Source organism: Agrobacterium sp. ST15.13.013 (assembly GCF_027956525.1).
GTDB lineage: Bacteria > Pseudomonadota > Alphaproteobacteria > Rhizobiales > Rhizobiaceae > Agrobacterium > Agrobacterium salinitolerans.
The window spans coordinates 36,243-57,128 of the sequence record NZ_JAQKGP010000017.1; the positions used below are offsets into that span (position 1 = coordinate 36,243).

21 protein-coding genes are annotated in these 20,886 nt (G+C 59.7%); 8 read left to right on the top strand and 13 right to left on the bottom strand.

The window, feature by feature from the left end; all coding sequences use genetic code 11:
• Window positions 1-23 precede the first annotated feature (23 nt).
• Window positions 24-2,258, top strand: coding sequence for a phosphoribosylformylglycinamidine synthase subunit PurL (purL, locus tag PL597_RS17350; RefSeq protein WP_142911458.1), 2,235 nt, complete (start codon window positions 24-26; stop codon window positions 2,256-2,258).
• A gap of 16 nt (window positions 2,259-2,274) precedes the next feature.
• Window positions 2,275-2,508 (top strand): BolA family protein, encoded by a 234-nt coding sequence (locus PL597_RS17355; protein WP_003516012.1) that lies wholly within the window; start codon window positions 2,275-2,277, stop codon window positions 2,506-2,508.
• Window positions 2,509-2,650: 142 nt separating this feature from the next.
• On the opposite strand, the gene PL597_RS17360 is transcribed toward PL597_RS17355, so the two are convergent.
• Complete coding sequence (locus tag PL597_RS17360; RefSeq protein WP_271365804.1) at window positions 2,651-3,799, bottom strand: hypothetical protein; 1,149 nt, start codon at window positions 3,797-3,799, stop codon at window positions 2,651-2,653.
• A gap of 110 nt (window positions 3,800-3,909) precedes the next feature.
• Between PL597_RS17360 and PL597_RS17365 the strand changes: the two genes are divergently transcribed.
• The 3 genes from PL597_RS17365 to PL597_RS17375 all read left to right on the top strand — a co-directional run bounded on the left by PL597_RS17365 (window position 3,910) and on the right by PL597_RS17375 (window position 5,986).
• The gene (locus PL597_RS17365) at window positions 3,910-4,158 is read left to right on the top strand and encodes a hypothetical protein (protein WP_142911460.1); all 249 of its coding nucleotides are present in this window, start codon (window positions 3,910-3,912) and stop codon (window positions 4,156-4,158) included.
• Between the two features lie 146 nt (window positions 4,159-4,304).
• On the top strand, window positions 4,305-4,640 hold the full coding sequence (gene grxD / locus PL597_RS17370; RefSeq protein ID WP_142911461.1) for a Grx4 family monothiol glutaredoxin: 336 nt from the start codon (window positions 4,305-4,307) through the stop codon (window positions 4,638-4,640).
• Window positions 4,641-4,777: 137 nt separating this feature from the next.
• Complete coding sequence (locus tag PL597_RS17375) at window positions 4,778-5,986, top strand: multidrug effflux MFS transporter (protein ID WP_142911821.1); 1,209 nt, start codon at window positions 4,778-4,780, stop codon at window positions 5,984-5,986.
• Window positions 5,987-6,227: 241 nt separating this feature from the next.
• Here the strand turns inward: PL597_RS17375 and PL597_RS17380 are convergent, their stop codons facing one another.
• The 5 genes from PL597_RS17380 to rpsD form a co-directional block, all read right to left on the bottom strand.
• The gene (locus tag PL597_RS17380) at window positions 6,228-7,052 is read right to left on the bottom strand and encodes an inositol monophosphatase family protein (protein WP_271365805.1); all 825 of its coding nucleotides are present in this window, start codon (window positions 7,050-7,052) and stop codon (window positions 6,228-6,230) included.
• A gap of 29 nt (window positions 7,053-7,081) precedes the next feature.
• Complete coding sequence (locus PL597_RS17385) at window positions 7,082-7,909, bottom strand: inositol monophosphatase family protein (RefSeq protein ID WP_269825066.1); 828 nt, start codon at window positions 7,907-7,909, stop codon at window positions 7,082-7,084.
• 16 nt (window positions 7,910-7,925) lie between these two features.
• On the bottom strand, window positions 7,926-8,852 hold the full coding sequence (gene ttcA / locus PL597_RS17390) for a tRNA 2-thiocytidine(32) synthetase TtcA (RefSeq protein WP_165691123.1): 927 nt from the start codon (window positions 8,850-8,852) through the stop codon (window positions 7,926-7,928).
• Window positions 8,853-8,913: 61 nt separating this feature from the next.
• Entirely contained in the window at window positions 8,914-9,843 is a 930-nt protein-coding gene (locus tag PL597_RS17395) for a glutaminase (RefSeq protein ID WP_077982023.1), read from the bottom strand.
• Between the two features lie 69 nt (window positions 9,844-9,912).
• A complete protein-coding gene (rpsD, locus tag PL597_RS17400; RefSeq protein ID WP_004442465.1) occupies window positions 9,913-10,530 on the bottom strand; it encodes a 30S ribosomal protein S4 in 618 nt (205 codons plus the stop codon).
• A gap of 450 nt (window positions 10,531-10,980) precedes the next feature.
• Here rpsD and PL597_RS17405 point away from each other — a divergent pair, with 450 nt between their 5' ends.
• Window positions 10,981-11,964: a TerC family protein gene (locus PL597_RS17405; protein ID WP_077982022.1), complete on the top strand. Its 984-nt coding sequence runs from the start codon at window positions 10,981-10,983 to the stop codon at window positions 11,962-11,964.
• A 39-nt stretch (window positions 11,965-12,003) separates the two neighbouring features.
• Here PL597_RS17405 and PL597_RS17410 read toward each other — a convergent pair whose 3' ends face one another.
• The 7 genes from PL597_RS17410 to PL597_RS17440 all read right to left on the bottom strand — a co-directional run bounded on the left by PL597_RS17410 (window position 12,004) and on the right by PL597_RS17440 (window position 18,309).
• Complete coding sequence (locus PL597_RS17410; RefSeq protein ID WP_162520291.1) at window positions 12,004-13,521, bottom strand: ATP-binding protein; 1,518 nt, start codon at window positions 13,519-13,521, stop codon at window positions 12,004-12,006.
• 122 nt (window positions 13,522-13,643) lie between these two features.
• Entirely contained in the window at window positions 13,644-14,537 is an 894-nt protein-coding gene (locus PL597_RS17415; RefSeq protein WP_077982020.1) for an EamA family transporter, read from the bottom strand.
• A 37-nt stretch (window positions 14,538-14,574) separates the two neighbouring features.
• The gene (locus PL597_RS17420; RefSeq protein ID WP_271365807.1) at window positions 14,575-15,210 is read right to left on the bottom strand and encodes a LysE family translocator; all 636 of its coding nucleotides are present in this window, start codon (window positions 15,208-15,210) and stop codon (window positions 14,575-14,577) included.
• A gap of 169 nt (window positions 15,211-15,379) precedes the next feature.
• Window positions 15,380-15,619 carry a hypothetical protein gene (locus PL597_RS17425; RefSeq protein WP_080790437.1) on the bottom strand — a complete coding sequence of 80 codons (240 nt, stop codon included), beginning with the start codon at window positions 15,617-15,619 and terminating at the stop codon, window positions 15,380-15,382.
• Between the two features lie 378 nt (window positions 15,620-15,997).
• Window positions 15,998-16,819 (bottom strand): glutamate racemase, encoded by an 822-nt coding sequence (murI, locus tag PL597_RS17430; RefSeq protein ID WP_077982017.1) that lies wholly within the window; start codon window positions 16,817-16,819, stop codon window positions 15,998-16,000.
• Window positions 16,803-17,636 (bottom strand): RNA methyltransferase, encoded by an 834-nt coding sequence (locus PL597_RS17435; protein ID WP_271365808.1) that lies wholly within the window; start codon window positions 17,634-17,636, stop codon window positions 16,803-16,805. The genes murI and PL597_RS17435 overlap by 17 nt, the downstream gene beginning before the upstream one ends.
• 139 nt (window positions 17,637-17,775) lie before the next feature.
• The gene (locus tag PL597_RS17440) at window positions 17,776-18,309 is read right to left on the bottom strand and encodes a hypothetical protein (RefSeq protein WP_162520292.1); all 534 of its coding nucleotides are present in this window, start codon (window positions 18,307-18,309) and stop codon (window positions 17,776-17,778) included.
• A gap of 214 nt (window positions 18,310-18,523) precedes the next feature.
• Here PL597_RS17440 and PL597_RS17445 point away from each other — a divergent pair, with 214 nt between their 5' ends.
• Window positions 18,524-19,738, top strand: a complete 1,215-nt coding sequence (locus PL597_RS17445) for an NADP-dependent isocitrate dehydrogenase (RefSeq protein ID WP_077982015.1) — start codon at window positions 18,524-18,526, stop codon at window positions 19,736-19,738.
• Window positions 19,739-20,180: 442 nt separating this feature from the next.
• Complete coding sequence (locus PL597_RS17450; protein ID WP_077982014.1) at window positions 20,181-20,807, top strand: glutathione S-transferase family protein; 627 nt, start codon at window positions 20,181-20,183, stop codon at window positions 20,805-20,807.
• The last annotated feature ends 79 nt before the right edge of the window (window positions 20,808-20,886 follow it).

The window sequence follows — 20,886 nt, forward strand, 5'->3', positions numbered from 1 at the left end:
TCGGCTCGAACCGCGTGAGACCTATGTCGATTTCAAACTCCATCAAGATCACCCCGGAACTCGTTGCATCCCACGGGCTGAAGCCCGACGAATACCAGCGTATCCTCGACCTGATCGGACGGGAGCCTAGCTTTACCGAGCTTGGCATCTTCTCGGCCATGTGGAACGAGCACTGCTCCTACAAGTCCTCCAAGAAGTGGCTGAAGACCCTGCCGACCAAGGGACCGCGCGTCATTCAGGGTCCGGGTGAAAATGCCGGCGTGGTGGATATCGACGATGGCGACTGCGTCGTCTTCAAGATGGAAAGCCACAACCATCCGTCCTATATCGAGCCCTATCAGGGCGCGGCGACCGGCGTCGGCGGTATCCTGCGTGACGTCTTCACCATGGGAGCGCGCCCGATTGCCGCCATGAACGCCCTACGTTTCGGCGCGCCGGATCATCCGAAGACCCGCCACCTCGTGGCCGGCGTCGTCGCCGGTGTCGGCGGTTACGGCAATTCCTTCGGCGTGCCGACGGTTGGCGGCGAAGTGGAATTCGATCCGCGTTATAACGGCAACATCCTCGTCAATGCCTTTGCCGCCGGTCTTGCCAAATCCAACGCGATCTTCCTCTCGGAAGCCAAGGGCGTCGGCCTGCCGGTCGTTTATCTTGGTGCAAAAACCGGCCGCGACGGCGTCGGCGGTGCGACCATGGCGTCCGCCGAATTCGACGAATCCATCGAAGAAAAGCGCCCGACCGTTCAGGTCGGCGATCCCTTCACCGAAAAGTGCCTGCTGGAAGCCTGCCTTGAGCTGATGAAAACAGGTGCGGTCATCGCCATTCAGGACATGGGCGCCGCCGGCCTCACCTGCTCGGCCGTCGAGATGGGCGCCAAGGGCGATCTCGGCATTGAGCTTGACTTGAACGCCGTACCGGTGCGCGAAGAGCGCATGACGGCTTACGAAATGATGCTCTCGGAAAGCCAGGAGCGCATGCTCATGGTTCTCGAACCTTCCAAGGAAGAAGTCGCCAAGGCGATCTTCGTCAAATGGGGTCTGGATTTCGCCATCGTCGGCAAGACCACCGACGATCTGCGTTTCCGCGTGCTGCACAATGGCGAGGAAGTCGCCAACCTGCCGATCAAGGAACTGGGCGATCAGGCTCCGGAATATGACCGCCCGTGGACGCCTGCCAAGGTGCCTGCGCCGCTTTCGGAAAACGACGTTCCCGCCGCCGATATCGCCGATGCGCTGGTATCGCTGGTCGGTTCGGCCAACAACTCCTCGCGCCGCTGGGTCTACGAACAGTATGACACGCTGATCCAGGGCAATTCCCTGCAGCTTCCCGGCGGCGACGCCGGCGTGGTTCGCGTCGAAGGCCATGATAAGAAGGCGCTCGCCTTCTCCTCCGACGTCACACCGCGTTATGTCGAGGCCGATCCTTTCGAAGGCGGCAAGCAGGCCGTTGCCGAATGCTGGCGCAACATCACCGCAACCGGCGCTCTGCCGCTCGCGGCCACCGACAACCTGAACTTCGGCAACCCGGAAAAGCCCGAGATCATGAGCCAGTTGGTTCATGCCATCAAGGGCATCGGCGAAGCCTGCCGGGTACTGGAATTCCCGATCGTTTCCGGCAACGTCTCGCTCTATAACGAAACCAACGGTCAGGCGATCCTGCCCACCCCCACCATCGGCGGCGTTGGCCTCCTGAAGGATTGGGGCCGCATGGCGCGCATCCGTTTCGCCGCCGCTGACGAAGTGGTGCTGCTTGTCGGCGCTCCTGCCGGCCTCGGCACCCACATCGCCCAGTCGGTTTACATGCGTGACGTCCACGGCCGCATCGATGGCCCTGCGCCGCATGTCGATCTGGCCGCCGAAAAGAGGAACGGCGATTTCGTTCGCAGCCTGATCACCGATGGTCTTGCCACCGCCGTTCACGATTGCTCCTCGGGCGGTCTCGCGCTTGCGGTTGCCGAAATGGCGATCTCGTCGGGCATCGGCGCGACCATCGACGCGGTCGAAGGTCACAATCCGGTTCTCACCTTCTATGGCGAAGATCAGGGCCGCTACGTCATGACGGTCAAAAAGGCCGATCTCGACGAGGTGCAGACAGCGGCGAAGGCAGCGGGCGTTTCCTGCCCGGTCATCGGCGTTACCGGCGGTGCGAGCGTAAAGCTGGGCACGGCGCGGGCAGTCGAGATTAAAGAATTGCACTTGGCCTATGAATCGTGGTTCCCTCAATTCATGGATGGCGAAACTTTGCTCGCCGCAGAATGAATTAAGGAGAAACACCATGCCCATGAAACCCGGCGACATTGAAGACATGATTAAGGCGGGAATTCCCGGGGCAAAGGTCACGATCCGCGATCTGGCCGGTGACGGCGACCATTACGCGGCAGAAGTCGTTGCAGATGCGTTCAAGGGCAAGACCCGCGTGCAGCAGCACCAGATGGTCTATGACGCACTGAAGGGCAATATGGGCGGCGTTCTGCATGCCCTTGCCCTGCAGACCTCCGCTCCCGAATGATTGCTCCCGTGAAAGCGGCTCCGGTAACAATCCGTCTCTGTCCCATCTGCGGCAGAGCGTGAAATCTGCTGAATAAATCAAAGGCCCGCGTGACACTCTCACGCGGGCCTTTTTCATGTCCGATATAAGGATTGGATGCCGCTTACAGAACAGGCGGTGTCTGCGAATCCAGATCGGCGAAGGAGGCGGCCGGCAAAGGGCCTGCCGTCAGCAGGGTAAAATCGTAACCGGATCTGCGATCCGGCCCCAGAACATATTGCCGGTGCATGCGCAGGAAGTTGCGCTTGTTCTTCTTATAGCGCTCCGGCGAAAGCGAATGCTTGAAGCGGATCGGCACGATCTTCGGCTGCGGCGCATCGCCGTGACCGGTCAGGGCAACCGTATTGCAGCGATAAAGATGGATCGGATCGGTGAGACACTGGATGTCGAACCATGTCACCTCGGCGTGACGCGCTATTATGCCTACGCTTTGACGAAGCCGTTCAGCGCTCGCCAGGAACGCGCATTGCAAAGCCGCGCCGCCCAGCGTCGCGAAAGACAGTGTCCGGCCATCCAGCGCATCCGGTTTCTGCTCCAGCACGCGGCCGATCGTGGCAAGCGCAAGGCTGGCGCCCATACTATGGGAAACCACCAGAACCTCATCCGAAGGCTGCTCCAGCGCCGTCAGAACAAGTGCTGCCCTCTCCTCGATCCAGTCGCGGGCAATCGGCTCATCACGGCCGACCGCAAGCGCGAATCGCCAGTCTGCATAAAGATGCAGCGTGTGAAACCGCTCCGTAAACGGCAGGAAAGCCTTTAGGAAAAACAGGGCGGCGGCGGGAAGGCTGATCGCAAAGAGCCAGAGCGGTAAAGCGAAAAGCCAGGGCGAAAGGGCGATAGTCGCCGCAAGCGCGCCACCGACAAGCATCAGCAGGAACGGGAAGATGAAGAACAGGCCAAAACGCCAGGCATGGCGGAAATAACGCGCCGCACCGCCCTCACTGACAATGCCTGCCCCGGCCTTGAAGCCCAGCCAGATCTGCCGCCAGACCGGCGCATCGCGCAATTGCGATATTACCGCATTATGGTCGTAAACGAAAATGTCGGAGCGCGTCCGCCAGTCGCCCGCCGCGGCCTCCACCGTGAAAGTCTCGCCCCCGGGTGCATTTTCCAGCGGCCCCACCGTGTAATCCACATCCCAGGTTTTGCCGGCGAGCGCCGCCGCCCGCTGGTAACGCAGATGATGGGCGGCCGCATCGAGCGGATCGAAACCGGGAAAATAAAGAACAAGTCGTGACTTGACGGCTGGCATGCATAGACCTTCAGGCTGGAGACACCCGAAAGGATCGCTTGATACAGTGGGCGATGCACGTATAGTAAAAAACGCGACAGAAATATGATTTATTTATCGGTGAGGGAAATTTGTCTGGCATCGTCGATCAATTGCTCAACGGCGTCGTCAAAGGCGCTCTCGCCGAAGTGCTTACCAAATCCGGCATCCGCAAGACACGCCGCACGCGCCGGACGAAAAGTACTGGCTCTGCGGCCGGCGGTATCCTCGGTTCCGTGCTGGAAGCCGCAATCAAGGCCGCCGTCAAACCGAAACCCGCCCGGAAACAGGTCAGCAAAAAGCGCACCGCCGCTGCCCGCAGCCGGCAGCGGTATAAATAAAAAGCCGCAGGCCGGATTTCCCCCGTCACGCCATGCCATCGAGACGCATTTTTTACGCTCCCCCGGGTGGAAATCACGGCGCGACATGTTATTTAGAGGCTAACAGAAAGCAGCGGCCTTGAACCGCATGTGAAAGGAATAGGCCTATGAGCGGCATTCACGACATGATCGACAGCGAAGTGAAGAGCAACGACATCGTTCTTTTCATGAAGGGCACCCCGCAATTTCCGCAATGCGGTTTTTCCGGCCAGGTGGTACAGATCCTCGATTATCTCGGCGTCGACTACAAGGGCGTCAACGTGCTTGCCGATGCGGACATCCGTCAGGGCATCAAGGACTATTCCAACTGGCCGACCATCCCGCAGCTCTACGTCAAGGGCGAATTCGTCGGCGGCTGTGACATCGTAAGAGAGATGTTCCAGTCGGGCGAGTTGCAGAGCCACTTCCAAGAACAGGGTATCAGCGTCCGCGGCGCGGCCTGATTTCGGCCGGTTCATCCGGCCCACCCTGATTGTCAGAAATTTATGCCAGGCGTTGCTTCATGCAACGCCTTTGCCGTTCTTTTTGGGGCAATCCTGTGACAGAACTTTCACAATCCACCGCTTCGCGCGCAGGCTCGATGGGGCGTACGGAATTCATTGCGCTGGCAGCCATGCTGATGGCAATGAATGCGCTCGCCATCGACATCATGCTACCCGGTCTTCAGGAAATCGGCGCCTCGCTGGGCGTGGAAAATGAGAACCATCGCCAGTACGTCATCTCCACCTATCTTCTCGGCTTGGGCATAGCCCAGCTCGTCTACGGACCGATCTCGGACCGTTTCGGACGTCGCAAGCCAATGCTTTTCGGCCTTGCGATCTACATCGTTTCAGCCGTTGCCGTCGTCTTCGTGCCGTCCTTTGCGGGCCTGCTGTTCCTGCGCTTCATTCAGGGCATCGGTTCGGCAGCAACGCGCGTCATCACCATCTCGATCGTGCGCGATATCTATGGCGGCCGCCAGATGGCGGAAGTCATGTCGCTGATCATGATGGTCTTCATGGTTGTTCCGGTCATCGCGCCCGGCACCGGTCAGATCGTGCTTTTTTTCGGCAACTGGCACCTGATCTTCGCCTTCATGGCCGGAATTGCTGCCATCGTGACGGCCTGGATGTATTTCCGCCTGCCGGAAACCCTGCATCCTGATGACGTCAGGCCTTTCACGGCTCGTTCGATCCTTGGCGGCTTCAAGATCGTGCTCACCAACCGTATCGCGCTCTGTTATACGCTTTCCAGCACCTTCATCTTCGGCGCGCTGTTCGGCTTCATCAACTCGGCTGAGCAGGTCTATAAGGGCATATACGGCCTTGGCGCATGGTTTGCGGCGGCCTTTGCGGGCGTTGCCCTGTTCATGGCCTTCTCATCCTTCATCAACGCCAGGCTGGTCGGCCGGTTCGGCATGCGCAAGCTGTCGCACGGATCGCTGCTGGGCTTCATCGCCATCACCTTCGTCTGGCTGGTGGTGCAGGTGCTGGGGCCGGAGCCGATGCCTTTCGCCATCTTCATCGTGTTCTTTGCGCTTGCCATGTTCCAGTTCGGCTGGATCGGCTCGAACTTCAACTCGCTCGCCATGGAGCCGCTCGGCCATGTCGCCGGCACCGCCTCTTCCGTTATCGGTTTCATGGGAACCGTGGGCGGTTCGCTGATCGGTGCGGCCATCGGCCAGGCGTTTAACGGCACTGCGCTGCCCATGGTGGCAGGCTTTTTCGTGGTCTCCATCATCGGCCTGATCTTCGTGCTGATCGGCGAAAAGGGCATGCTGTTTCAGGCGCATAACAAGCCGACACGGTAACACCGGTTGAAAAAGAAAAGGGCGCGGAATTCTGTTCCGCGCCCTTTTTGTTTGATTGACGGCTGGCGTAACACTCAGCGTCGGCCAGTTTCAGCACCCATTCCCCACTCTTGGCGTCATCCCCGGGCTTGACCCGAGGATCCATCGCTTCGACCGCCTGTGGATCCTCGCCTCAAGGGCGAGGATGACGGAGGTGAGGTAGATGATGTCCACCATCAAGCCGCAACCTTGTCACGCCACCTCAAACCGTAAAAATCTTCTCCCGCAGCAGCTCCCATGTCTGCTGGTCATCCGCAAGCAGCAGCCCGCCATCCACATGGCTCGGCAGATAGGGGGAGCCGTCGAGGCGCGCCGCATAGGCGCCCGCTTCCTGCGACAGCAGCGTGCCGGCCAGATGGTCCCAGGGCATCAGCTTGTTGTACATCAGGAAATGCATGTGGCCGCCGCAGAACAGGCGATATTCGTGCGCAGCACAACGGTAGCTGGTGAAGAGCCGCACATCCGCCAGATTCATCAGGATCTTGCGCCGTGTTTCCACCTCGAAATAGCCGGTATTGGCGATGCCGACCATCTGCGACAGTTCCGGCGCCGGCACGACCGACATCTGCGTCTGCGAACCATCGGCGCTGCACAGCCATGCGCCGGAGCCCTTTTCGGCAATCGCCCAGTCGTTGCCCATGGGGTCGAAGATCAGCCCCGCAACGGTCTCGCCCTTGGAAATGACGCTCATCATCACGCCGAAGAGCGGCAGGCCGGAAGCAAAATTATAGGTGCCGTCGATGGGATCGACCACCACAGCCAGATCGGCATCGGCAAGCTTGCCGAGCAGCGAGGCATCCGCCGCCACCGCCTCTTCACCGATGAACAGGGCGTCAGGCATGATCTCCTGAACGCGGGCGCGGATCAACCGCTCGGCGGCCTCGTCGCCCTCGGTGACGAGGTCTATCGCCTCGGTCTTCATCCGTACATCGCCTTCGCCCAGATTGCGGAACCTTGGTAAGATTTCCACTGCCGCCGCCTCCTGAAGCGCATTGGCAAGAGAGGCGATGTCGAGTTCGAGAGCCATGGGCGATATCCTTCTATTTGGGCGTGATGTTATAAGGCGACGATTTCCCGTCGCAGCATCTTCCAGCTTTCCTTGTCGGGGGCGGATAGGATGCCGCCCTCCGTTTGTCCCGGCCGATAGGGCGTATTGTCGAAACGGGCCGTGTAGCCACCCGCCTCCTGATGAATGAGCACGCCGGCGAGATGATCCCACGGCATCAGCTTTTCATGGCCGATGAAATGCAGCTTGCCGGCCGAGGCGAGCCAATATTCATGTGCCGAGCAGTTGAGCGACAGCGCCATCTTGATCTTGGCCATATTGGCGGCAATCACCGGCCGGCGATCCTGATGGCTGTGGCCCCAGGAAAAGATGCCGACCATATCGGACAATGGCGCGGGATCGGCAACACTGAGCTTCGCCTGCGAACCGTTCCTGCGGTTGAGAAACGCGCCCTCGCCTTTCAGGGCAACGATGGTATCGCCCATGACAGGATCGTGGATGATGCCCGCCACCGTCTCGCCCTTGACGGTGACCGCAAGCAGCGTGCCGAAAGCGGGAAAACCGGAAGCGTAATTGAAAGTGCCGTCGATGGGATCGATCACGAAGGCAAGCGGCGCATCGGCAAGGGCTGGAATGACGGATTGGTCCGTCTCATAGGCCTCTTCGCCGACGATATGGGCCTTCGGAAATCGCTGAAGGAGAGCAGCGGTGATCGCCTTTTCCGCCAGAACATCGGCCTCGGTGACCAGATCGACGGCCGAGGTCTTTTCGGAGATCGCACCGGCGCTCAGGTTTCGGAAGCGGGGAAGAATTTCATTTGCGCCGGCAGCGGCAACGGTGGAAATAAGAAAATCGATATCTTTGTCGGAAAGGGTCATCGGGCGGGGCGCTTCTTCATAAGGGGGAGTTGGCCTCCCTACGCTCTTCAGGTGACGCCCCGGTGACAGAAAGCGCCGAAAAATCAAAAAGCTTGGGATCGAGCAGATGCGACGGATTGACATGGGCAAGCGCCCTCAGCATCACGTCCTTGCGGCCCGGCATACGCCGCTCGATGTCGGCCAGCATCTCCTTCATGGCATTGCGCTGAAGCCCGTCCTGCGAGCCGCAGAGGTCGCAGGGAATAATCGGGAATTCCATCGCCGCCGCGAATTTCGCCATATCTTCCTCGGCGCAATAGGCGAGCGGGCGCATGACCATCAGGTCGCCCTCGTCATTCAAAAGCTTCGCCGGCATGCCGGCCAGACGGCCGCCATGGAAGAAGTTCATGAAGAAGGTTTCGAGAATATCCTCGCGGTGATGGCCGAGCAGCAGCGCGTCGCAACCCTCCTCCCGCGCGATGCGGTAGAGATTACCGCGCCTGAGCCGCGAACAGAGCGAACAGTAGGTGCCGCCGGACGGCACCTTTTCCTTCACCACCGAATAGGTGTCGCGATATTCGATGCGATGGGGCACACCGATCTTCGCCAGATATTCCGGCAGGACATGCTTTGGAAAATTCGGCTGGCCCTGATCGAGATTGCAGGCGACCAGTTCCACCGGCAAAAGGCCGCGCCATTTGAGATCGAGCAGCAGCGCCAGAAGACCGTAACTGTCCTTGCCGCCGGAAAGGCCGACCAGCCAGCGCTTCTGGCCCTTCAGCATGCCGAAATCTTCAAAGGCCTGGCGGACGTTGCGCAGCAGCCGCTTGCGCAGCTTGTTGAACGAGACCGAGCGCGGCGCGTTGTCGAACAGCGGGTGCGAGTTACCGCTCTCTTCCGGCGGTTCCTGATCTGCCCCGACCTTCTCCGCGATGTCATCGATCCTGGTGAGAATGTTCATCATCCGCTCGCTCCGGCACGACTGCCGTTCTTCATGCAGGCAATGCCCCCATCCGCCGGCAAGATCAAGCCCCGAATACCGACCAGCCGGTTTTCGTTGCCAGCAATTCCAGCGCCTGTGACCCGAGCGCCGAGTTTCCGACCTTGTTGAGACCCGGCGACCAGACGGCGATCGAAGCCTTGCCCGGCGCCACCGCCATGATGCCGCCGCCGACACCGCTCTTGCCCGGCAGGCCGACATGATAGGCGAAATCGCCCGATCCGTCATAATGGCCGCAGGTCAGCATCAGCGCATTGATACGCCGCGCCCGCCGGTCCGACACAACTGTATGCCCCGTCAGCGGGTTGCGGCCACGATTGGCAAGAAACAGCCCGGCGCGGGAAAGCTGCGCGCAGGTCATCGACAGCGCGCACTGGTGGAAATAAACGCCGAGCGTATATTCCACGGGATGGTGCAGATTGCCGAAGGAGCGCATGAAATTGGCGAGCGCAAAATTGCGGAACCCCGTCGCCTGCTCGGATTTCGCCACCGTGTCGTCAATGCTGATCGTATCGTCATCCGCGAGATAACGCACGAAACGCAGAAGCTCGCCGATAGCCTCGCGCGGCTGGTGGCCGGCAAGCACGATATCGGTCACCACGATGGCGCCGGCATTGACGAAGGGATTGCGTGGGATTCCGTGCTCGTGCTCCAGCTGGACGATGGAGTTGAAGGAAGAGCCTGAAGGCTCGCGCCCTACCCGGTTCCACACCGTCTCACCGGCCTTGCCGAGCGCCAGCGTCAGCATGAAGACCTTGGAAATGCTCTGGATCGAAAACGGCGTTAGCGCATTGCCGGCCGTATAGGTGGTTCCATCGACAGTGGTGATGGCAATGCCGAACTGGTTGGGATCGACCTTGGCGAGTTCGGGAATGTAATCCGCAACCTTCCCCTCACCCAATCTCGGCAGCATGCTGTCATAGATGGAATCGACGATACCCTGAATGTCTTGCATGCAAAGCCTTCCCCAACCAACAAAAAAGCCGCCCCGAAGGGCGGCTTTCTGAATACTGAAACGCGTCGATTAACGCGAGTAGAATTCGACGACCAGATGCGGTTCCATGACGACCGGGTACGGAACGTCGGAGAGCGAAGGAACGCGAGCATAGGTCGCAACCATCTTGTTGTGATCAACTTCGATGTAGTCCGGAACGTCGCGCTCTGCGAGCTGAACGGCTTCGAGAACCGTAACCAGCTGCTTGGACTTCTGGCGAACTTCGATGACGTCGCCCGGCTTGCAGCGGTAGGAACCGATGTTGACGCGAACGCCGTTAACCGTGACGTGGCCATGGTTGATGAACTGGCGCGATGCGAAAACGGTCGGAACGAACTTGGCGCGGTAGACGATGGCGTCCAGACGCGACTCGAGCAGGCCGATCAGGTTTTCGGAAGTGTCACCCTTGCGACGGTTTGCTTCGTCGAAAGTGGCGCGGAACTGCTTTTCGCGCAGTTCGCCGTAGTAGCCCTTGAGCTTCTGCTTGGCGCGCAGCTGCGTGCCGAAGTCGCTCATCTTACCCTTGCGGCGCTGGCCGTGCTGGCCCGGGCCGTATTCGCGGCGGTTAACCGGGGACTTCGGACGGCCCCAGATGTTTTCGCCCATGCGGCGGTCAATTTTATACTTAGCCGATTCGCGCTTGCTCATCGTATTTCCTTCTCAAAAGGTTATACCGATCTGTTGCCAGACCGGTTTAAGGAAACACGCCCTCCTCTGAGGCCCGTTTCAGGGCCTCTGACAGGCTTCTCACATGCAAATGGAGAAACCACGGGACATGTCGGTGATATTGACCGCCGAACGTCAGTTCTTAAACTGCAGGGCAGTCAACAAAACACACCGGACATCACTGCCCGGCGTTGGGGCGGCTTCTACAGAGCTTTCACGGTTTTGTCAAACAAGCCCTTTCGCTTTTTTATGAAGTATCCTCTTGAAAAGCGACAGTGCCCACCCATCTCTTCGTCGTGATCAGAACTCGGGCCCCTCTGGCGTGTTACCGGACAACACGTGATGTCGAGTTTGTTAAGGTTGGGGCCACGTATATTTTTGACGCACGTTCCCCATCCGTAAAGCCAACCTCGTCCGGCTAAAGGTTGACTGATGGACTTTCTTCTATCGGATTTTCTCGGCACCCCCACATGGATGTGGGCTGTCTTCATTTCCCTCGTGCTTGGCCTGCTCGCGCTCGATCTCGGCGTGCTGCACAAAAACTCCAAGGAAATCGGCGTTCGTGAAAGCCTGCTGATGTCGGGCTTTTATATCGTCATCGGCTTGGCCTTTGGCGGCTGGATCTGGTATCAATCCGGCGAACAGTCGGCGATGGAATATGTCACCGGCTTCGTTGTCGAAAAAAGCCTGGCGATGGACAATATCTTCATCATTGCCATGATCTTCTCCTATTTCGCCATTCCCCGCCAATATCAGCACCGCGTGCTGCTCTGGGGTATCCTCGGCGTGATCGTTCTGCGCGGCATCATGATCGCCGGCGGTGCTGCCATCGTCGAAAACTTCCACTGGGTGCTTTATCTCTTCGCGGCCTTCCTCGTCTTCACCGGCCTCAAGATGCTGTTTTCGTCCGACCATGATGAATCGGATATCGGCAATAACCGCATCCTGAAATTCCTGCGCAGCCACCTTCCGGTGACAAACAGGCTGCATGGCGAGAAATTCTTCGTCAAGGAAACCGATGAGGCCACCGGCAAGCTGAAAACCTTCGTGACGCCGCTCTTCCTGGCGCTCATCATGGTCGAAATCGCCGACCTCATCTTCGCGGTCGATTCGATCCCGGCGATCTTCGCGATCACCACCGATCCGTTTATCGTCTATACCTCGAACATCTTCGCGATCCTCGGCCTGCGCGCCCTCTATTTTGCGCTCGCCGCCCTCATCCACCGCTTCGCTTATCTGAAATACGCGCTGGCTGCGGTTCTGGTCTTTGTCGGTTCGAAGATTTTCGTGGCAGACATGCTCGGCATCGCCAAGATCCCGCCCGCCGTCTCTCTCGGCGTCACCGTCGCCATCCTCGCAACCGGCATTATCGGTTCGCTGATCGCGACGCGGAAGGAAGAAAAGGCCATCGAGTAAAGCTTCCAACGGCAAGCGGCAGGGAAACCTGCCGCAACCTCACTCTGCTGCCAGTCTGGCATCATCCTCAGCCGCATCCGCATCGCCGGGTGCGGTCTTCGCGTCGAGATCGGGAAACGCCACGATGCGCTTGCCGGAGAAATCGGCATGCACCACCACAAGCTCCTTCTCCTCGAAATAACCGAGAAGCCGCCGGGCGCGGCGGGCGGAATGGGTGCCATAGGCGCGGGCGATGCGGGCATCCGAGGGGCAGGGCTCTTCACCAAGTGCGGCCTTGACCAGCAGCAGGAAAACACCCTGCAGATCGTCGGAGACCGACATCGACAATTCCAGCGCTTTCTCCCAGCCTTCGCTTGCCGCCATCGCCGCATCCACGCCGGAGCGGGCAATCGCCACCTGTCGGCGGAATTCGGGAAGCGTCATCGGGGTGCCGGGAATGCGGCGCATGCGGGCGCGCACCAGAAAATCCTGATAAAGCACGGCATCCGTGCGATAGGCCGATTGCGGGTCGTCGAGAATTTCGACGAGAACCGCCCCGATCTTTTCCTCACGCTCCTCCGGTGTCATCTCCGGCTGGCCTGCACGCGGCGACTGCTCCGGTGAAGGGCCAACGGCAGCGGGTGTGGAACGGGAGAGCTCTGCCAGAATATCGGTGGTCGGACGCGGCGCGGGGGGTGTACGGCGCACGGCTGCGCGCGTGAACTCTTCCGGATCAGGCGTGAAGATAAGGTCTTCGACATCCTGCGGGGCATCCGGTAGCGGCATCAGCTTCGGTGAAGAGGACCGCGCCGAGGTTTCCACCGCCCCGATGACGATTGGCAGCGGACGGCGCGACAGCGCCGGCCCGAGCGCCACGAAATTGCCACGCTGGAGATCACGGAACATTTCCGCCTGGCGACGGTCCATGCCGAGCAGATCGGCGGCACGCGCCATGTCGATATCGAGGAAGGTTCGGCCCATCAGGAAGTTCGAGGCTTCCGCCGCGACGTTCTTGGCAAGCTTGGCGAGGCGCTGCGTGGCGATGACGCCGGCAAGACCGCGTTTACGGCCGCGGCACATCAGATTGGTCATGGCGCCCAGCGACGCCTTGCGCGCATCCTCAGTCACCTCGCCGGCGACGGAGGGCGCAAACATCTGCGCCTCGTCTACCACGACAAGTACGGGATACCAGAATTCACGGTCCGCATCGAACAGGCCGTTGAGGAAGGCGGCGGCGGCCCGCATCTGTTGCTCGATATCCAACCCTTCCAGCGTCAGCACGCAGGAGACACGGTGCTGGCGGATGCGGTTGGCAATACCTGCCAGCTCGGCTTCCGTGCGCTCGCCATCGACCACCACATGGCCGAACCTGTCGGAAAGCGTGACGAAATCGCCCTCGGGATCGATAATGACCTGCTGCACCCATGGCGCCGATTGCTCCAGCAGCCGCCGCAGCAGATGCGACTTGCCGGAACCGGAATTGCCCTGCACCAGCAAACGCGTCGCAAGCAATTCCTCGATATCGAGCTTGGCCTGCTGCCCGCCCGATAGGGTCCCCATGTCGATACCGACCTGCAATGTTCCATTCCTCGTGCTGCATCTCAACCGGCCGATTCCCTAGAGGACGGCCGAACATGCTCTTTACCAAAAAATCGGCTCTTGCGTCTCATCCGTGCCGATAATGCACAGGCAATTCACGCTCAGCCCTGCGGAGACCTGACCCAGAAGCGTGCAATGCCGATGCGCCGACCGAAGACGTTAAGTGCCAGCCCGAGAATGACCAGCGCCGCACCGATGATTTCGAAAACGGTGATGTGTTCTGCAAAAGCCAGATAGGCGCTGATGAACCCGACAACAGGCACCAGCAGCGAAAACGGCGCCACCGTTCCGGCGGGATACCGCAGAAGCAGATAACTCCAGATGCCCGCGCCGACGATGGTTGCACCATAGGCCATATAGATCACCACGAGAGCCATGGTCGGCGTCGCATTGATCACTCCTTCGGCAATCGCTTCCGGCCCTTCCACGACCAGTGAAAGCAGGATCAGCGGCAGAACGGGCACAAGGCTGGTCCAGGCAATGAAGGACACCGCATTGACCTGCCCGATGCGGCGATTGACGATGTTACCGCAGGCCCACGCAATCGCGGAACCGACGCCCATCAGAAGCGGCACCAACCCTGCCGCCGTCATGCGCTCCACACCGATGACCGCCAGCCCACCAAAAGCGATGAGTGCGCCAAGAATCTGCGACGGCAACGGCCGTTCGCCCAGAAACACCACGGCAAGCGCCAGCGTGAAGAAAGCCTGCGACTGCATGACGAGCGACGCAAGACCGGCCGGCAGGCCGAGCTTGATGGCGGGATAAAGCAGGCCGAACTGCACGAAACCCATCGCCATGCCGTAAACGACCATATGTCGCCACGGCACATTGGGTTTCGGCAGGAAGAACACCAGGGGCACCGCCGCAACAAGATAACGCACCCCCGTCAGAAACAGGGGCGGCATGTCCGTAACCCCGATCTTGATGGCAACGAAGTTGAAGCCCCACAAAAACACGGTGATCAGGGCGAGAAATATATGCGGCAATGCCATTTTGTTATGTCCGAATTTCAGGCGATCGAGATGTGCCTTACGGCGCGACCGCCCTCTTCCAGCCAAAGGCAATGAGACCGGCGCCAACAAGGAGACCGCCGCCCGTACGGTTGACGATGCGCTGAACCTTCGGCTTGCGGATCGTATTACGGGCGGCACTTGCCAGAAGTCCATAAAGCGCCGCATTCACGGTGGCAAGCACCAGGAAGGTCGCTTCGAAAATCAGCACCTGCGGCCAGAAGGGTAATGTCGGCACCAGAAACTGCGGCAGGAAGGCCACGAAGAATACGATGCTCTTGGGGTTCAGCGCCGTGACGATATAGGCGTGCAGGAAGATTTTAAGCGGCTTTTCGCGTCCCGTCACGCCCGTGTTTTCCGCCGCGTCACCAACCGGCGAACGCCACAGCTTGATGCCGAGATAGATGAGGTAAGCCGCACCGATCCATTTCAGACCGGTGAAAAGTGCAGCCGACGTGGCAAGCAGCGCGCCAAGTCCCAGCATCGAGGCCGTCATGGCGGTGAAATCGCCGAGCGCCACACCCGTCACCGTCGCCGTGCTGGCGTTGCGGCCGTGGCCCAGCGCATAAGAAATCACCAAAAGGATCGTCGGTCCCGGAATGGCGAGCATGATGGCAGATGCGGCCACGAAGGCCAGCCAGTTTTCTATCGGCATGATGAGTCTCCTGTCTCATATTGGGGGAGCAAGCCACGGAAAAAACTCCGCATCAAGCAGGATTTTTCGCAGATCGCGTCGCGGCCGCCTGCATTTCGTGGTTTGCCAGCGGGCGTAATTCGACGACGAAGCCTCCCCGACATTTCTTTGCCGGAGAGGCCTTTGCCAATCAAAACCGGGGCGCCCAGTAAGGAACCTCCCAATCCCGCCGCCGCTTCACCCGCGACGGGTCAAGGCCGATATCGACCAGAAGGCGCTCTGGCAGATCGGCAGGATCGGTCGGCGGCGCGCGTGGCACGACAGCCGCGAAGACGACCGTCTTCAGGGTCTTCCAGACGCCGAATGTGACGAACAGACGGTCCACCGCATCCGGCAGCGCATATGCTACCAATGGTTGATCATTTTGCATGGGAAATCCATCCCGGCGCGGCAAAGCGGCCAGGTCCTTTATCGATGGAAAACGACAGGACGAAACGACGCGCGCAGCACGCATGCCACGCGGACGCGCAAGTCACATGTCAGACGAAGTGAAAATGCCAAACGGCTGGGGAATCAGGCCATAAGCCTTATCGGAGGGAGATGCCTCGCATCACATAACCGCCGACAATCACGCCAAAGGGGCCTGACATGCCATTAAGGCGCATATTCATGTCATTGCTCATTCCACGCCTCCAGTTCTTGCGGTTACAGACGAGATGCATCTTACACAGGAAAACAGACGCGACAAGAGGTCGCAATCTCGAATTGCAAAAGACGAATAGTGGCGATGCAAAAATGCAACAGGTGATCAGGTAGCGGAAACGCTGAGACCGAAACCCTGCATTAGCCGCCGCGTGGCAAAATCCGGCTTGCCTGATGTGAAGACGGCAAAGTCGAAACCGTCGGGATGCTCCGCATCCTGTGGCAGCGGCACCAGATGGCGGGCCCGCCTCGCAATCGCCTCGGCGGGATCGAGCCAGTCCACCGGCCATGGCGCCAGCCGGCGGAACACATTGGCCATGAAGGGGTAATGGGTGCAGGCGAGAACGACGATATCGGTACGCTTGCCATCGCTGTCGATGAAGCAAGGTTCGATTTCGGCCAGCACCGCCTCGTCGGGCACGGGTTCACCTCTGATCCAGCTTTCCGCCATGCGCGCCAAATTTTCCGACCCCACAAGACGAACATGGCATTGCGTGGCGAAGGACTGGATGAGATCGCGCGTATAGGCCCGCTTGACGGTGCCGGGCGTCGCCAGCACGGAAACGAGGCCGGAGCGGGTCCGCTCGGCCGCCGGCTTGATGGCGGGAACGGTGCCGACGAAGGTCATGTCCGGAAAGCGGGCGCGAAGATCGGCACCCGCAAGCGTGAAGGCGGTGTTGCAGGCGATGATGCAGACTTCGGGGCTGTAATCCTGCAGCAGCGTCTCGAAGAGCGAGAGAATACGGGCTTTCAGCGCCTCCTCTTCCCAGCCGCCATAGGGAAAACCCGCATCGTCGGCCACGTAGATGAAACCGCGCTCGGGCATCAGCACGCGCGCCTCGCGCAGCACGGTAAGCCCGCCAATGCCGGAATCGAACACCAGCACCGGTTTCATCACATCGGCCGCCGCCTCACTCGTCTTCAGCATTCTCCCCTGCTCCCTCAGCCGACGGCCCTGCAGCCCGGCCCGTCTTCTTCGGCCATTGCCGCGGGAAACGGTCGAGCGAATTGATCACGCCGCGGAAAACGCTGATCTCCTGCTCGGAAAAACCGCGTCGCGACAGCACGGCGCGCAGATTGTCGACCATTTTCGGCTTTTTTTCAGCCGGATGGAAATAACCCCGCGCATCCAGCGCTTCCTCGATATGTTCGAACAGGCCGAAAACCTGCTCCTTGGTCGAAGGCCGCTGCTCGACGGACTGGAACAGCGTCTCTCCCAGATCGTCCATGCCTGACTTCATCCACTCATAGGACATCAGAAGCACAGCCTGTGCGATGTTGAGCGAGGCAAAGGCGGGATTGACCGGAAATGTCACGATCTCGTCGGCCAGCGCCACCTCCTCATTGGTCAGGCCCCAGCGCTCGCGCCCGAACAGGATGCCGGTCTTTTCGCCAGCCTTGAATTTTGACCTGAGCGTATCGGCGGCAGTAACGGGCGCACGCACCGGCTTGAAACCGTACCGCTCGCGCGCGGTTGTGGCATAGACGAAATTGAGATCCTTGATCGCCTCTTCCAGCGTCTCGAACACCTTTGTTCCGTCAATGACGTGGTCGGCCTTGGAGGCCGCGGCGCGCGCCTTCTCGCTCGGCCAGCCGTCACGCGGATTGACCAACCGCAATTCGGCCAGGCCGAAATTGGCCATAGCCCGCGCCACCATGCCGATATTTTCGCCAAGCTGCGGTTCGACGAGAATGATCGCCGGGCCTTCCGCCACAAGTTCGAGATCGCTGTTTGTGCCTGCCATCGTCTTTTGTCCGTTTGTTGAAGCGTCGCATAGATTTTCAGCCCGACGCGCTAAAGCGCGCTTCACTGGCACAGATCGACGCCAAAATCAAAGCCGGCGCGGAGAAAGCTCGGACCCGCCCCGCTGGCAAAGACGCCCCTTATTGCTCTCCCTTGATGATCGTTGCCATCTCTTCGCGCAGCGAATCCCTGCCCTCATCGCCAACCCGGTGAATATCGCTGATGACAGGGCGGCCGTCTTCCTCGACGACATCGAAATGAACTTCGTCAACCGTCGCCTTCATCTCCGCCTCATCCATGCAGGCCCAGAGCTTGAATTTCGCCGTCACGTCCGTCACGCCGTCCTTGACCGCGCCCGGCGTCACGGAAACATCGGCCAGCGGGCAGCCATCCTGCGAGTTCGTCACGACATCGTAACCGAAGGGATCGCCGGTCTCACCGCTTTCGGCCTCGTAAGCCGGCTTTTTGGACGCTTCGCGATATTGCGCGACGAAATCCTTGCTGAACAGGCTGGTCAGCATGTCCTCGTCGAAAATATATTTCCAGTTTTCCGCATCGCCGGACCAGTTCTTCACGGTGATATCCATCACCTTCTGAACGGGATCGGCCGGCCCGGCGGCGAGCGCGCTGTGGGAAAAGAGGACGGCGGCAGTCAGAAGCAGAATTTTCCGCATGGTGTTATCCCGGTAGAGGCCCAGAGACGGGCGAAGCGATTCGCCTGACTGTATTCCGGCGTTATGGTTTGGCAATGCGTAAAGCGTTATTGCGCTGCGCCAAAAAAGCGCCCCCAATGGCTTTGCCTCAGGCGCGCGCGATGCTATAGCCGCACCGGATATTTTTCCGGATACCGGCGCCATCCGGCGCCACAGCTTCGAAGGTGAGGAATTCATGGCAAAGATCAAGGTAGCCAATCCGGTCGTCGATCTCGACGGCGACGAAATGACCCGTATCATCTGGCAGCTGATCAAGGACAAGCTGATCCTGCCTTACCTCGATCTCGACATCGAATATTACGATCTCTCGGTTGAAAACCGCGACGCCACCAACGACCAGGTCACCGTTGATGCGGCACACGCCATCAAGAAGCATGGCGTCGGCATCAAATGCGCCACCATCACCCCCGATGAGCAGCGCGTCGAGGAATTCGGCCTGAAGCAGATGTGGAAGAGCCCGAACGGCACCATCCGCAACATTCTGGGCGGCGTCATCTTCCGCGAGCCGATCATCTGCAAGAACGTTCCGCGCCTCGTTCCCGGCTGGACGAAGCCGATCGTCGTCGGCCGTCACGCTTTCGGCGACCAGTACAAGGCAACCGACTTCAAGTTCCCCGGCAAGGGTAAGCTGACGATCAAGTTCGTCGGTGAAGACGGCCAGGTCATCGAAAAAGACGTCTTCGACGCCCCGAGCGCCGGCGTGGCGCTTGCCATGTACAACCTCGACGAATCCATCCGCGAATTCGCCCGCGCCTCCATGAACTATGGCCTGATGCGCAAGTGGCCGGTTTACCTCTCCACGAAGAACACCATCCTCAAGGCCTATGACGGCCGCTTCAAGGATATCTTCGAGGAAGTGTACCAGACCGAGTTCAAGGCGCAGTTCGACGAAGCCGGCATCACCTATGAGCACCGCCTCATCGACGACATGGTCGCTTCCGCGCTGAAGTGGTCCGGCGGCTACATCTGGGCCTGCAAGAACTATGACGGCGACGTTCAGTCCGACACGGTCGCCCAGGGCTTCGGCTCGCTCGGCCTGATGACCTCGGTTCTGCTGTCGCCCGATGGCCGCACGGTCGAAGCCGAAGCTGCGCACGGCACAGTCACGCGCCACTACCGCCAGCACCAGAAGGGTCAGGAAACCTCCACCAACTCGATCGCTTCGATCTTCGCCTGGACCCGTGGCCTCGCCCACCGCGCCAAGCTGGACGACAATGCGGAACTGGCAAAGTTCGCGGCAACGCTCGAAACCGTCTGCGTCGATACCGTCGAAAGCGGCTTCATGACCAAGGACCTGGCGCTGCTCATCGGACCGGACCAGCCCTGGCTTTCCACCACCGCTTTCCTCGACAAGATCGACGAAAACCTCAAGAAGGCGATGGCGGCTTAAGCCTGCTTTCCCCGAGACTTCAAAACCCGGCCTCAGCGCCGGGTTTTTTATTTGCACGGTATAGAAGAAACGTCAGTCCAGTAGAAACGAAATGGACAACTAGATAGCGAACAAACATCATCGAGTGCCAGAGGCGCCGAAATAGGAGAAAGAAGTCCGGCGCAATACCAGGTTTCTTTTTTGTTCACGGCACCTTGATTAGCCGTTGCACTAGGCGCAAATTTGATTCCGCGTGTTTAGGGCCAGCACAACAATAAGACTAAGATTAAACAGCATCTACTTGCACATAACTTGCCCGGCACAGTCAACCATTCACCGTAACGTCCATGCGGCCCCAGGGAATATGCGAGGGATGTTGCGGACATAAAATGCGAAGCGCAGGCATGAAATTCTGTTGGGTTTTACACGATGCTTCGGCGATTTTGCTTGGGGAGGCAAAAGCATGAGTGAACTGATCTTCTACACCAATCCCATGTCGCGCGGGCGCATTGCGCGATGGATGCTCGAGGAAGTGGGCGTTCCCTATAAGACCGAAATACTTGGTTTCGAAACCTCGATGAAATCGCCCGCCTACCGGCTGATAAACCCGATGGCGAAGGTGCCGGCGATCAAGCACGGCGATACCATCGTCACCGAGGCGGCGGCGATCTGCGCTTATCTGGCTGACGCCTTTCCGGGCGCAAACCTTGCCCCGACGCCGAAGGCGCGCGGCCTTTATTACCGCTGGATGTTTTTCGCCGCCGGCCCCCTGGAAATGGCGGCAAGCATGAAGGCCATGGGTTTTGAAGTGTCCAAGGAGAAGTTGCGCATGGCCGGCTGCGGCAGCTATGCGGATGTGATGAATACGCTCGAACGCGCGGTCAGTGAAAACCGCTTCATCGCCGGTGATCTCTTTACCGCCGCGGATGTCTATGTCGGCGCGCATGTCGGTTGGGGGCTGCATTTCGGCACGATCGAAAAACGCCCGGCGTTTCTGGAATACATGGCGCATCTCACTGACCGACCGGCCTTCAAGCGCGCCGCCCAGCTTGACGAAGAGGCAGCGAAGGACTTGCAGGCGACGGGATAAGACGGGAAAGCCCGCATAGGCCACTATTGTGCGCCGGACGGCTTGAAACCGTAATTAAAAAGGCGGGGTAAAAGCCCCG